Source organism: Gracilibacillus sp. JCM 18966 (genome assembly GCF_055392695.1).
Genome location: NZ_AP043883.1, coordinates 534000 through 548305, shown reverse-complemented (window position 1 = coordinate 548305; position 14306 = coordinate 534000). Strand labels below are relative to the sequence as shown.

The following is a 14306-nucleotide window of genomic DNA, read 5'->3' as shown; positions in this document are numbered from 1 at the left end:
AATGATAGAACATAGGATAGATACGATTAATTGTTGGAAGGAGTGAACACTGTGCAAGAACTAGCTAGTGGACTCATCATCAACGCATCCATAGGTGGTTTTCATGGTGGAACAATTTTGTTCTCCCTTTTAAGCTTTGCGATTCTACTTATCCTGCTTAAAAAATTTGCCTGGGGTCCTTTAATGGACAAGATGGAAGAGCGTGAAAATTATATCGCAAATGAAATAGATACTGCTGAGAAGAATCGCGAAATTGCGGAAAAAGCGGCAAAAGAAGCGAATGAGCAGTTAAGTGCAACTCGTAAAGAGGCACAACAAATCATTGAAGAAGCGAAAAAAGCAGGTCAAGAGCAAGAGCAGGCAATTATCCAAGCGGCACAAGAGGCTGCGGCGCGATTGAAGCAATCAGCAGAAGAGGATATTGCACGTGAAAAAGAAAAAGCAATTGAAGCATTACAGGCACAGGTGGCTACATTATCTGTCCAGATTGCTACAAAAGTAATTGAAAAAGAAATCAACAAGGAAGACCAAGAACAATTGATCAGTGACTACATTAAAGAGGTAGGAGAAGAGCGATGAGTAAAGCAAATGTAGCAAAGCGTTATGCAGAAGCTCTATTCCAAATTGGTGTAGAAAAACAAACGATTGATTTTCTTGATACAGAATTAGCAACAGTGAAAGAAGTTTTCGAAACCAATAAAAAGCTTCTTCCATTTCTACAACATCCAAAAGTAGATCATGCTAAAAAGAAAGCACTACTGAAAGAAGCGTTCACAGGCTTTTCGGAGGATGTATTACATACACTTTCGTTACTTGTAGATCGCCACAATGTGTCGATTATTCCCGAGGTAGCACTTCAATTCACGAAGCTTGCAAATGAATCAAAGGGAATGAAAGAAGCCATTGTCTACTCTGTTCGCCCTCTTCAAGAAGAGGAAAAACAAGAGCTTGAAACAACCTTTAAGAAGAAATTAAATGTGAAAGCATTGAAAATAACGAATCAAGTGGATGAATCAATCATCGGTGGTGTCAAGATAAAAGTAGGCAACACGATTTATGATGGTACGATTAAAGGAAAGCTTGATCGATTAGAACGTAAAATAGCAAATGCAAATTAAGGACGATAGGGGTGAATTGGCATGAGCATTAAAGCTGAAGAAATCAGTGCACTGATTAAGCAGCAGATTGAAAGCTATGATTCAGACATCGAAGTAAGTGATGTCGGTACAGTTATCGAGATCGGTGACGGTATCGCTCGTGCACACGGGCTAGATAACGTAATGTCTGGTGAGCTAGTAGAGTTTTCAAACGGTGTCATGGGTATGGCACAGAACTTAGAAGAATCAAATGTTGGGATTGTAATCCTTGGACCATACACAGGTATTCGCGAAGGTGACGAGGTTCGTCGTACTGGTCGTATTATGGAAGTGCCAGTAGGAGAGGAACTAATTGGCCGCGTTGTCAATCCATTGGGACAACCAATCGATGGCAAAGGTACGATTGAAACAACAAAAACTCGTCCAATTGAATCACCAGCACCAGGTGTAATGGATCGTAAATCAGTTGATGAGCCATTACAAACAGGTATTAAAGCAATTGACGCTCTTGTTCCAATTGGTCGTGGTCAACGTGAGTTAATCATTGGGGATCGCCAAACTGGTAAAACAACTGTAGCTGTTGATACTATTCTAAACCAAGCTGATCAAGATATGATCTGTATCTATGTGGCAATTGGCCAAAAGGACTCTACCGTTCGTGGAACAGTAGAAGTTCTCCGTAAGCATGGTGCATTAGATTATACGATTGTCGTATCAGCTGGAGCAAGTGAACCTGCACCATTACAGTACTTAGCGCCATATGCTGGGGTGTCTATGGGGGAAGAGTTCATGTACAACGGAAAGCATGTACTCGTCGTATATGATGATTTATCTAAGCAAGCGAACGCATATCGTGAGCTTTCCCTATTATTACGCCGCCCGCCAGGACGTGAAGCATTCCCAGGGGATGTATTCTACTTACACTCTCGTTTATTGGAGCGTGCAGCGAAGCTTAGTGATGCAAAAGGTGGAGGTTCATTAACAGCACTTCCATTCGTAGAAACACAAGCAGGCGATATTTCTGCCTATATTCCTACAAACGTAATCTCTATTACAGATGGGCAAATTTTCTTGCAATCAGATTTATTCTTCTCTGGTGTAAGACCAGCGATCAATCCAGGTTTATCCGTATCGCGTGTTGGGGGATCTGCCCAAATTAAAGCAATGAGAAAAGTTGCGGGTACACTTCGTCTAGACCTTGCGTCATTCCGTGAGCTTGAATCATTTGCACAGTTCGGTTCAGATCTTGATAAAGCAACACAAGCAAAATTAAACCGAGGTGCTCGTACTGTAGAAGTGCTCAAACAAGGATTACACAAACCACTTGTTGCTGAAAAGCAAGTAATGATCCTTTATGCATTAACAAAAGGTTTCCTAGATGATATCCCTGTGGAGGATATCACTCGTTTTGAGGAAGAGTTCCTAAACTGGATGGACAAAAACAAAAAAGAATTGCTTAATACAATTAAAGAAACTGGTGCATTAGCCGATGAAGGCGAAATGGGTAATGCAATTGAAGAATTCAAAAAACAATTTATTGTTTCTGAATAAGTCGTATCAACTTAATCTGTCTGCCTTTGTCTAGGCAAAGTGCAGACCTTCATGAAATGATCGTCAATCTCAAGTAAGAAAGGACGGTGACATGTAGTGGCATCACTTAGAGATATAAAAACACGAATTACTTCTACACAAAAAACGAAGCAAATCACAAAAGCAATGCATATGGTATCAGCATCGAAACTGAGTAAGGCAGAGGAATTTGCCAAAGCTTTTGATCCATATAGCAACAAGATCAAAGAAGTAGTAACAAGTATTGCTGGAAGTGGGCAGGATGCGGATCATCCGATGCTCCAAACACGTGAAGTAAAGAAAACAGCTTATTTTGTTATTGCTTCTGATCGTGGGCTTGCTGGTGCATTTAATAGTGGAGTACTTCGTAAAGTGTATCGTACGATTCAAGATCGCCATCAATCAAATGATGAATTTGCAGTGATTGTTGTTGGACGAATGGCACGTGATTTCTTCCAAAAACGTGGAATCCCAATTTTACATGAGATCACTGGATTATCGGATCAACCAAACTTTGCTGATGTAAAAGATCTTACTTCTGAAACAGTACAACTGTTTATTGATGGTGAAATTGATGAGTTAGTGATTTTCTACAATCACTTTGTCAGTGCAATATCACAAGAGGTTACATCTAAAAAACTTCTTCCACTTACTGACTTACAAGATGAAGTAAGTGGTGGTAGTAAGAGTATGTATGAGTATGAACCAAATCAACAAGAGATCTTAAATGTGCTGTTACCACAATATGCTGAAAGCTTAATATTTGGTGCATTACTTGATAGTAAAGCAAGTGAACATGCTGCACGTATGACAGCAATGCAAAATGCGACTGATAACGCGGATGAGCTTATTTCTGATTTGTCTTTACAGTATAACCGTGCAAGACAGGCAGCCATTACACAAGAAATCACCGAAATTGTGAGTGGAGCAGCAGCATTAGAGTAGAAAATGGAGAGTGCAAATAGTTAGGCTAGCACTAAAGAGTTTAAGTGAGAATGAGATTGAAATAGTAGTTAGGAGGGAAATCGATGGCAAAGGGACGCGTTATTGAAATCAAGGGACCAGTCGTTGACGTTAAATTCGACGATGGACACCTCCCGGAAATATACAATGCGTTAAAGGTACAGTACCAAATACAAGGCGAATCACAAGAATTGACGCTTGAGGTAGCACTTCACCTTGGTGATGATTCTGTTCGTACTATTGCGATGTCATCTACAGAAGGATTACAGCGTGGAGCAGAGGTTATTGATACAAATGCAGCAATCTCTGTACCAGTTGGTGATGTGACATTAGGGCGTGTATTTAACGTATTAGGTGAAAAAATTGACTTAGACGAAGAATTAGGTACTGACATTCGTCGTGATCCAATCCATCGTCAATCACCAAAATTTGATGATTTAGCAACAGATACAGAAATCTTAGAAACAGGAATTAAAGTAGTAGACCTTTTAGCGCCATATATTAAAGGTGGTAAAATCGGTTTGTTTGGTGGTGCCGGTGTTGGGAAAACAGTTCTTATTCAAGAGCTAATTAACAACATTGCACAAGAGCATGGTGGTATTTCCGTGTTTGCCGGTGTTGGAGAGCGAACTCGTGAAGGAAATGACCTCTATTATGAAATGAAGGACTCTGGTGTTATTTCCAAAACAGCGATGGTGTTCGGTCAAATGAACGAGCCACCCGGAGCGCGTATGCGTGTAGCATTAACAGGTCTTACCATGGCTGAATACTTCCGTGATGAACAAGGTCAAGACGTGCTTTTATTTATTGACAACATTTTCCGTTTTACACAAGCTGGTTCAGAGGTATCGGCATTACTTGGTCGTATGCCATCTGCAGTTGGTTACCAACCAACACTAGCAACGGAAATGGGTCAGTTACAAGAGCGTATCACATCTACTAATAAAGGTTCTGTTACATCTATTCAAGCGATTTATGTACCTGCCGATGACTATACGGATCCGGCACCTGCGACAACCTTCGCCCATCTAGATGCAACAACTAACCTTGATCGTAAATTGTCAGAGCAAGGTATTTACCCAGCGGTGGATCCACTTGCTTCAACATCTCGTGCCCTTGACCCTGCAGTTGTAGGTGAAGAGCACTATGAGGTAGCACGTGAAGTACAACGTACACTACAAAAATATAAAGAGCTTCAAGATATTATTGCAATTTTAGGTATGGATGAGCTTTCAGATGAGGATAAATTGACAGTAGCTCGTGCTCGTCGTATTCAATTCTTCTTATCTCAAAACTTCCACGTTGCAGAGCAGTTTACTGGTCAACCAGGTTCTTATGTTCCTGTAAAAGAAACGGTACAAGGCTTTAAAGAAATTCTAGAAGGTAAATATGATGATCTTCCAGAAGATGCTTTCCGTTTAGTTGGCCGTATCGAAGAGGTAGTTGAAAAAGCGAAGCAAATGGCTTAATAGCCAATATGTTTCAATTCCAGCCTGAGGAGGGGTTCTGTTGAATACACTAACAGTAAGTGTTGTTACTCCAGATGGCCCTGTTCTGGAAGATACATTTGAGATGGTTAGCTGTAAAGCTGAAAGTGGTGAACTTGGTATTTTACCTGGTCACATTCCACTCGTTGCTCCATTATCCATTAGTGGTGTTCGCCTAAAAGGTCCAAACCCAGAACGCATTGCAGTAAGTGGTGGGTTCCTAGAGGTTCGCCCTGATAAGGTAACAATTCTGGCACAATCAGCGGAACGTCCTGAGGACATAGACATTGAACGTGCCCGAGCCGCTAAGGAACGAGCAGAACGACGCTTACAAGCTAAACAAGATGAAATTGATTTCAGAAGGGCAGAACTAGCACTAAAACGTGCTATGAATCGATTAGACATTGCTGAAAATAGATAAGTTACCACAAGAGACTTCGCCATTAAGGAGAAGTCTCTTGTTTCTTCTTTATAGCAATGGAAAATTATTATTATATATCTTGGTAACATGATGAACCTAGAGCAAGATCACAAGAAAAAAGGATATATCTAGGAATAGCACGTTCCCTGAACCAGATAACCAAGATAAATAGGTAATGCCACGATCACCAGCTAATCTTTAACACTCCAATAACCTACAACAAAGTATTTTATAGAACTAAATAACCATACAACTCAGAGTCAAAAGAACTGGTCACCAAGTATCCCAACAGAATAATAGAAGATTTGTCAAAAATAAAATTATATCGGCGATAAAGCTACAAATTTCATTTCGAATACCCCCAACTCGCCAACATACCTAAACAATTCTCAAAATAGTCTCCAATAGACAATAAATTTCCCGGGAAATAGCGAAATTTCTTCTAAAATGAGAAAAGCATCGAACAATAGAATATGATAGAATAGTCTTCAGAATAATGAAAAAGAGGGATAATGAATGATAGAACAAACACTAGCTCAAAATGGTTTAGTAAGTATAATCTCACACTTGATTTTTATCGTCATTACATGGCAAGTCGTACAGTCCTTAAACTTTGATGAACTATTTCGAAAAAACAAAGTATTTGAGGCGAGGATCCTTATCATTTTTCTGACGATCGCCATTGGATCCACTGTCAGCAATTTCTTCTTAGATTTCTTGAATTGGTCTCAACAGTTAATCTATTTATTTTAAGAGAATTGTCGAACAAAAAATAGTTTAATAGCTTCATTTCCTGCTAACACTTGTAATAAAAAAAGGAGTGCGGGAAATGAAGCGTTTTTTATTAGGTGGAATCATATTAATATTAATCGTTATAATATGGCAAGAGGTAGAAGCTAGCAGTATAGAGAGTAGTCAGCAGCAAATAAAAGAGATGTTAAACATTGCAGAGGAAAATGATTTTCAATTAGATAAATGGGAAGTCGTCGTAAGAGAGAACCTTCTCATAGAGAACGTAGATGAGTTTATCCAAGGTTTAGGTGGTTTTGAAATTGGGAAAACACAAATAGATGGCGTCACTAAATATAGGGGCGACCGTCATAGTTCTGCTAATATTGTCGAATCTTTATTAATAGTGCGAACTTCAGAGAAGGAATATCAGGTCATTTATAAAATATCATCATCCGATTATTCTGAAGAAGTAAAGAAAACATATTTGCGTAATTTAGACGAAATGACGGAGAAATTATTCACTGAAAATGCACAATATTTTACTTGTCTTGAGGCTGTCAAAAATGGTATGATTGATATTGTTTGTTTAATAGAAAAAATCGCAGAAACTTTAAATTTAACCATATATGATCAGCTTAAAGACAACAAATTTCAAACTTGGACTGGGTATACACCAAAATGGGAGCAATCCATCTCGATTGATGACAACGAAATAAATACTCATATTGCAGTGACAAAAGGATCGAATAATCAATCGACTCTCATCATAGGAACACCTATCCTAATTACTGAATATTAATAATAATGAATATGGACTACAGAGGAGAATGAGCCTTGGAAAAAATCATCGTCCGTGGCGGGAGGCAGTTACATGGCACTGTGAAAGTTGAAGGTGCGAAGAATGCTGTATTGCCTGTCATCGCTGCTAGTATAATTGCAAGTGAAGGAAAAAGTATAATCCATGACGTACCTGCGTTAGCAGATGTTTATACAATTAATCAAGTGTTAACCCATATGCATGTTGATGTACAATATGAAAATAATACAGTAACAGTAGATGCAACAAATGATTTATTGACAGAAGCTCCGTTTGAATATGTGCGAAAAATGCGTGCATCTGTACTTGTTTTAGGTCCATTATTAGCTAGATATGGACACGCAAAAGTAGCATTACCTGGAGGTTGTGCTATTGGTTCACGCCCAATTGATCTTCACCTAAAAGGCTTCGAAGCAATGGGAGCAGATGTACATGTTGGGAATGGTTTCGTCGAAGTAACTACAAATGGTAGGTTGAAAGGCGCAAAGATTTACCTAGATATGCCAAGTGTTGGGGCTACAGAAAATATTATGATGGCTGCGGCATTAGCGAGTGGAAGAACAACCATTGAAAATGCGGCAAAAGAACCAGAAATAGTAGATTTAGCTAATTACTTGAACAAAATGGGTGCAAAAATTATTGGTGCCGGAACAGAAACGATAAAAATCGATGGTGTTCGTAAGCTGAGAGGGGCAGAACACACAATTATTCCAGACCGTATAGAAGCAGGAACATTCATGGTGGCAGCTGCCATTACTGGTGGAAATGTTTTAATTGAAAAGGCAGAAATTGATCATCTCCGTTCCCTTGTGTCAAAAATGGAGGAAATGGGAGTTCGTTTTATTGAGGAGCCAAATGGCCTGCGGGTAATTGGACCTAAAAAATTGAAAGCTACGGATATTAAGACATTGCCACATCCAGGATTTCCAACTGATATGCAGTCACAAATGATGGCATTGATGCTAAATGCAACTGGAACTAGTGTTATTACAGAAACAGTATTCGAAAATCGTTTTATGCATGTAGAAGAATTTAGAAGAATGAATGCTAAGCTGAAGATAGAAGGGCGAAGTGTGATCGTAGAAGGCCCTGTCAATCTTCAAGGTGCTGAGGTTGCCGCCACCGATTTGCGTGCAGGAGCTGCGCTTATCTTAGCTGGTTTAGTAGCAGATGGATATACTAGAGTAACTTCTTTACAGCATATCGATAGAGGATATGTAAATATTACAGATAAATTTGCTGGATTAGGAGCAGATATTGAAAGAGTTCGGGAGATTCCTGTACAAAATATATCGATGAAGAGAGTAGAAGTACAATAATTAACAAAGAGGACAGTTCATAGCTTGTCCTCTTTTTCTATCTCAAAAAATCTCTATTAGAAAAAATATAACTTGTACCATGTTCTAATCTTTTATCAACAGAATATAAATAGAGTAGTGGAATGAAAGATTAGAGGAGGTCATACATGCCAAAGTTTAAGAAAAATCCATCAATCAATTGGAAGCTACCTACCATCATTTTCACAGCAACACTACTTTTCATTATGTTTCTCATTCCATCCATTATTGTCGTTCCATTTAAGGAAGACAATAAGGCAACACAAGCATCCATCGAGACAGCTGTAACTAAAGAAACAAAGAAAGCTGTAGAATCACTAGAATCTCCATTCCAAGTTAATGTATTCCGAACAGAAGTGAACGAAGTGGAAGAAATTCCTTTAGAGGAATATGTCATTAACGTTGTAGCTTCAGAAATGCCGGCAGAATTTGAGCTAGAGGCCTTAAAGGCACAAGCACTAGCGGCAAGAACTTACATTGTGCGTTTTTTGAAGCAAGGCACAGATGAAGGTCTACCAGCTGATGCAGATGTTACAGACACCGTTCAACACCAAGTATATAAAAATAATGATGAATTGCGTCAAATTTGGGGAACAGATTACCATTGGAAAATGGAGAAAATTACAGAGGCGGTCGCTGCGACACAAGGAGAAATTATTACCTATGAAAAGGAACCGATTACTCCAGCATTTTTCTCTACAAGTAATGGCTACACCGAAGACTCTGAAAATTATTGGCAAAATGCCTTGCCGTATCTAAGAACAGTGGAAAGCCCTTGGGATGAGGAATTATCACCAAAGTTTTTAGATCAAACGGTACTAACCGTTGCTCAAGTAGAACAAAAGCTTGGAGTAAATTTATCAAATCAGGTGCAAGATTTTCAAATTACGCGTACAGATAGTAAACGAGTCGATCAAGCCACCATTGGCGGGAAAACATTTACAGGTAGAGAAATAAGAGAAAAGCTCGCCCTTCCATCTAACGATTTTACGATCACGAAGAAAAATGACCATTATGTTTTTACAACAAAAGGCTACGGCCATGGTGTTGGTATGAGTCAATACGGAGCGAATGGAATGGCGAAAGAAGGAAAAAACTATCAGGATATTATTACGTATTATTATCAAGGAACAACTATTCAACCATTAGAGCAAGCTGCTCCGACATTGCTTGCTAAATCCGAATAAGATAGAAGTGAAATAGATTTCTAAAAAAAATTTATAGATTGATGTATAAATTTTCCTCCATTTGATCACAATGGTTGCTGAGGTGATGAATTATGGAGGAAAACAAGAACGTTTCAAAAAAGAGTTGGAAACGTATCTTCAAAAAAAGATGGTTCTTTCCTGCACTTTATTTAACCGTTGCTGCACTGCTACTTTCGGGGGTCTTATGGTATCAAAATGTAACCAATCAAGTACCTGATTTAGCAGAGAACATGGAGGATCAGCTAAATGGAGATCTCGATAAGGATCAAGAGGATGCTGAATCTGTGATGCAGCAACAAGAAGTCTTGAAGATGCCAGTAGCAGAAGACTTGCAAACTGAAATTGTCACAAAATTCTATGATTATGGAGCAGATGCTGAGGAACAAGAGAAAGCATTGATTTCACATCAAAACAAATATTATCAGAGCGATGGTATCGACATCTCCACAGAAGACAATCAAGCGTTTGATGTAATGGCTGCTCTATCAGGAACAGTAGCGGAAATCAAGCAAGACCCGCTATTAGGGAATGTTGTGAAAATGGAGCATAAGCAAGGAGTTACCACTTATTATGCTAGTTTAGGTGAAGTGTTAGTAGAAGAAGGAACCGAGCTAAAGCAAGGTCAAACACTTGGAACAGCAGGTCAAAATAGTCTTGGCCAGGATAACGGTGTCCATTTACACTTTGAAGTACGCAAAGACAATGAACCTGTAAATCCAGAAACTTATATTAATCAACCGATTAATAGAATTGTTGCACCTGAATCTTCCGATGAGGATAGCGACTCAGCAGAAGGTGAAGAGCAAGAAGATAAGGAAACAACAGAGAACGCTGAACCAGAAGGCAATGAGTCTGATGATGCGGAGCAAGGTGAAGAAGGATCATCAGAGGATTCGGAACAAGAGGATGGCGAGTCCACTGATAAAACGGAAGAAGATGAAAGTAATAGTGAAGAAGATTCACAGAATAAAAGTGAATCTTCCAGATCGATGGGACAAGCGTAAGGAAAAAGGAGAGAAGGCTTCGAAGGCTTTCTCTTTTTTTGTTATGTTCGCGGATGTGCGGATGTATGTATAGGCGACATTCTGCGCTTAGTCTAACGATGATTTGGTCTATCATGACGAAGAAAACGAAGCTGGGACATAACTAAATAGGAAGAAGGAAAATCCGAACAACCTTCTGACTGAGCGTAGTCAAAATACGGAGACTCCTGTGGGAACAGCACGAGCTGAAGATCCACTTTGCAAAGTGGTTTTCTTTGCAAAGTTAGCTGAGGCCGTGCCCACGGAAAGCGAAGTATTTTGACGGAGCGGTTACAGTGCACAAATATTAACGTTCGGATTATTCCTGCTTTACTACTCTTTTGTCCCAGCCCCGTTGAAATCCTTGATAAGGAGTGGTTCAAGCATTCCCACACAATTTAGCTGTGAGAACTGTATCCAGAATACTACAAAGGCTACCATGGCCAGAGATGCAACTCTCATCTTGATAAAGGACCAGGACCCGGTTTTACTTACTTTAAATCATGTATCGAATCCATTTTTTGAACCTCTAAATTTTCAAAAATAGCTTTACCACCTTCTGAAAACAGCGAAATTCTTTGGTCTTCCTCTAGAGGAAAAAACAAATTGGAGTGAGTTATTTTTCCATCATCAATAAATACTTCCACGCTCGTTTTGTCCACTAATATTTTGAGATGGGCATCCTTTTGTTGTTGATCCATAGGTGCTTGGCTTTCTAGCATGTTATCGTGGTGGTCTGGTTGATTAGTAAACTCGCGATTGACATAGGAGTATCCTTGCCTAGGGAAAAAGCCAACATCAAGATGACGATTCTCATCACTTGATTCTCTAAGGCGAATACCAATATTATTAGCTTGATTCCAGCTAATATCTGCTTCTAATAGGTATACATCTCCTAGAGTTTCTAATGTTTTTGTTCCGTCTACTTCTATTTTAGGATAACTATCTGTCGTTTCTATTAGTTGGTCGAGCTCTTCTATTGGTTGGGAAGCAAGATAATATACACCTTGCTCATCTCGCTTCAACTCAATTTTACGAACAATGGAATCTTGCCCGTTGAATTCTTCTTCTAAAGTTGGTGTGTTATTTGCGTATGCCCAATTATTCATCCACGCCATAGCATAACGATGATCCAGTTTGTTTTTACTTTTCCCATCTTGAAAAGTAACAGCGCCATACCAATCAAATCCATAATCAAGCCATTGAGGATTCTTGTGATCTGGTATAAACGTTTCACCATTAAAATTTCCTGTCCAATAAGCGTATGTGTTTGGTTTTTCTTGTTTAGACCCGTTTGCACTAACGCCCATTATCCATTTTATATTGCCTTCGTCTGTCTGTAATGGAAATAGGTCTGGGCACTCTACGATTCCAATATTATCTGTTTGGAACCCACTCGTATACTCCCAATCTTTCAGGTTTTCAGAATGGTAGAAACCGATTTTTGAGCCTTCCGCCATTAACATTACCCATTTTTTCGAAGTCTCATCCCATATAATCTTTGGATCTCTAAAATCCGCTATTCCAGGGTTGGGGAGAACAGGTTCATCCTGATAATTTTTAAACGTTTGCCCATTATCCGTACTATACCAGAGATATTGTTCCTGTTGCCCATTAGCGGATGGTTGTGTAACTATAGCAACGAAGGTGTCTTTACCGAATCCAGCCGTATTTTGATGATCAATGACAATAGATCCTGACCAGGGATCTCCATTTTCGTTCGTATATTTTGGAATGGAGATTCCTTGATCTTTCCAATGAATTAAATCTTTAGAAGTGGCATGGCGCCATTCTGTCCCATTTCCCTCGGGGTAATCTTCGTTATAAAGATAGTAATAATGGTATTTCCCATTGAAATAAACAGGTCGTTGAGGATCGTTTTTCCAACTATCTGGTACTGTAAAATGATAATCAGCTCGATAAGAATAGGTTCCATCTTCTGATGGAGCAGTAGGAGTTCGTATTTGAAAATATACAAGTGAAATAAGAAGCATACAAAGTGAAAGTAATGTTATTTCCCATTTTGCTTTCAAGTGCTTCGCCTCCTAAAATAGTAAAATGCCGAACATGTCGACATTTTACTTATCATTATTTATCATATAGTGTAATTTGGCCTTGCTCCAGAATGCTGTCTTCTACAACGGAAGACTTTTTGTTCTTTAACTTCAGTTTAAAGCTTGGTGCAAAGGTAGATTTGTGATCTTCAAAGAATCCTCTGTTTGTCATATAACTTGTAACTACTGCTTCGTCGGTACCTTCTTGTGGAATAACATAATGTGCGTAAGTCCAAGTGATATCATATGGATCTAAGTCATGGTGTAGCACGATTCCTGTTTTATTAATTGGTTTAAATTCACCAGTTAGTGAATTGGCTACATAACCGAGCATATAAATATCTTCATCATCAATACCGTCAATCGTCATTTTAGATCCACGTGAGCTTGTAAATAAGTACCATTTTCCATCTTTTTTGAAAATGTTCGGTCTTTCAATTTCATCCGTAACGGTATTAGAAACTAGTAAAGGCTCCATTACTTTTTTCAATTCATAATCATCTGTAATTTCCACAATACCGATAGCACCATTTGCTAATTCAGCATATTCTTTTTTGGAGCTGTTTAATAGCCAATCTTTTTCATTTTGAAAGAAATGATTGCTGTTTCCATAATAAGCTTGATTATAAAGGGATTCTTCGCCAGAATACCCATAATCTGTTCCAGTGTTAGCTTCAAAAACGAGGTATTTATGACCATTTTCTTCAATATAATGTGGGTCTCTTAAGGTATGGTTCTCTTTCCAATCGATTTTTTCTCCGCCAAATGCTTGCATAACATTTTGATAAACGGAACCATCTCCCCCTTCAAAAATGGATTTATTATCTTCCACACCATCCACTTGAAGTGTTCCATCTTCTACTTCAGATACATTTACCTGTGCAGTAGTTAATGTTTGTTTTCCGTAAAGTCCTTGTTCTTCATTAAACGCTGTACGATTCGTATAGAATAAACGAATTTCTCCATCAGAAGTATAGGTAGCAGAACCAGACCATTCTTCTGCAAGGTCTTTTAAATATTTATCGTTCGCTTCATACTTATCATTTTCATCGAATACTCGCCCTGCATTTTTCCAAGCATCAATAGAATTTTCATCGGCTTTTTTGTAGAACATATAGATAAAAGTATCTTGTGCATTATCAGGATTACCTGCTAAACCAAATAAAATATGGTAGCCATTATACTCTGCTACAGTTCCGTCCGAGTTTTGTAGTGGCCAAGTATCCCAAACATCTAATTTAATTTTCTCTCCATTTTCCAAAACCCTTGTAGCAGAAGGGATGTTCTGAATAGTAGATGCATCAAACGTTGGTACAGTAAATCTCTTATCTCCATGCTGTTGAATCATATTCTTCATATTAGAGCGTGTAATCGTCGAAAGACCGTAGTCCTCTTTATAATCGTTTGGTGACTTTTTCTCTGCATGTACCAGATTACTTCCTCCCATGAAGATAGCAGTACTAAGTGTAAGCACTGTTGCCTTTTTAACAAAACTTTCCCATTTCATACTATTCCTCCTCTTATATACTAAATTGTTGCCCGGGCGGTACAAATATAGTATAAGAGAGTTGGGTGTGGTTAGAAATGGCGAAGATTGAT

Annotated in this window: 13 protein-coding genes; 11 read left to right on the top strand and 2 right to left on the bottom strand. The window is 38.7% G+C overall.

Features of this window, described 5'->3' with window-relative positions; genetic code table 11:
* Positions 1-51 precede the first annotated feature (51 nt).
* The 11 genes from atpF (at position 52) to ACZ5N5_RS02375 (ending at position 10635) form a co-directional block, all read left to right on the top strand.
* Positions 52-579: a F0F1 ATP synthase subunit B gene (atpF, locus tag ACZ5N5_RS02425; protein WP_109985416.1), complete on the top strand. Its 528-nt coding sequence runs from the start codon at positions 52-54 to the stop codon at positions 577-579.
* Positions 576-1118 carry a F0F1 ATP synthase subunit delta gene (locus tag ACZ5N5_RS02420; protein ID WP_054788815.1) on the top strand — a complete coding sequence of 181 codons (543 nt, stop codon included), beginning with the start codon at positions 576-578 and terminating at the stop codon, positions 1116-1118. Before atpF ends, ACZ5N5_RS02420 begins: the two co-directional genes overlap by 4 nt.
* Before the next feature lie 21 nt (positions 1119-1139).
* The gene (gene atpA, locus ACZ5N5_RS02415) at positions 1140-2648 is read left to right on the top strand and encodes a F0F1 ATP synthase subunit alpha (RefSeq protein WP_109985414.1); all 1509 of its coding nucleotides are present in this window, start codon (positions 1140-1142) and stop codon (positions 2646-2648) included.
* A gap of 96 nt (positions 2649-2744) precedes the next feature.
* On the top strand, positions 2745-3611 hold the full coding sequence (gene atpG, locus ACZ5N5_RS02410) for an ATP synthase F1 subunit gamma (RefSeq protein ID WP_054861564.1): 867 nt from the start codon (positions 2745-2747) through the stop codon (positions 3609-3611).
* Between the two features lie 83 nt (positions 3612-3694).
* Entirely contained in the window at positions 3695-5098 is a 1404-nt protein-coding gene (gene atpD / locus ACZ5N5_RS02405; RefSeq protein WP_054861565.1) for a F0F1 ATP synthase subunit beta, read from the top strand.
* A 40-nt stretch (positions 5099-5138) separates the two neighbouring features.
* On the top strand, positions 5139-5537 hold the full coding sequence (locus ACZ5N5_RS02400; protein WP_054861566.1) for a F0F1 ATP synthase subunit epsilon: 399 nt from the start codon (positions 5139-5141) through the stop codon (positions 5535-5537).
* Between the two features lie 516 nt (positions 5538-6053).
* A complete protein-coding gene (locus ACZ5N5_RS02395; protein ID WP_425454600.1) occupies positions 6054-6290 on the top strand; it encodes a DUF1146 family protein in 237 nt (78 codons plus the stop codon).
* A 76-nt stretch (positions 6291-6366) separates the two neighbouring features.
* Positions 6367-7068 (top strand): YwmB family TATA-box binding protein, encoded by a 702-nt coding sequence (locus ACZ5N5_RS02390; RefSeq protein ID WP_464373207.1) that lies wholly within the window; start codon positions 6367-6369, stop codon positions 7066-7068.
* 35 nt (positions 7069-7103) lie between these two features.
* A complete protein-coding gene (murA, locus tag ACZ5N5_RS02385; protein ID WP_277679090.1) occupies positions 7104-8405 on the top strand; it encodes a UDP-N-acetylglucosamine 1-carboxyvinyltransferase in 1302 nt (433 codons plus the stop codon).
* Between the two features lie 146 nt (positions 8406-8551).
* On the top strand, positions 8552-9610 hold the full coding sequence (spoIID, locus tag ACZ5N5_RS02380) for a stage II sporulation protein D (protein WP_464373206.1): 1059 nt from the start codon (positions 8552-8554) through the stop codon (positions 9608-9610).
* Between the two features lie 92 nt (positions 9611-9702).
* The gene (locus ACZ5N5_RS02375; RefSeq protein WP_464373205.1) at positions 9703-10635 is read left to right on the top strand and encodes a peptidoglycan DD-metalloendopeptidase family protein; all 933 of its coding nucleotides are present in this window, start codon (positions 9703-9705) and stop codon (positions 10633-10635) included.
* A 509-nt stretch (positions 10636-11144) separates the two neighbouring features.
* Here the strand turns inward: ACZ5N5_RS02375 and ACZ5N5_RS02370 are convergent.
* Positions 11145-12647: a glycoside hydrolase family 32 protein gene (locus ACZ5N5_RS02370; protein WP_464373739.1), complete on the bottom strand. Its 1503-nt coding sequence runs from the start codon at positions 12645-12647 to the stop codon at positions 11145-11147.
* 94 nt (positions 12648-12741) lie between these two features.
* The gene (locus tag ACZ5N5_RS02365) at positions 12742-14214 is read right to left on the bottom strand and encodes a glycoside hydrolase family 68 protein (protein ID WP_464373204.1); all 1473 of its coding nucleotides are present in this window, start codon (positions 14212-14214) and stop codon (positions 12742-12744) included.
* Between the last annotated feature and the right edge of the window lie 92 nt (positions 14215-14306).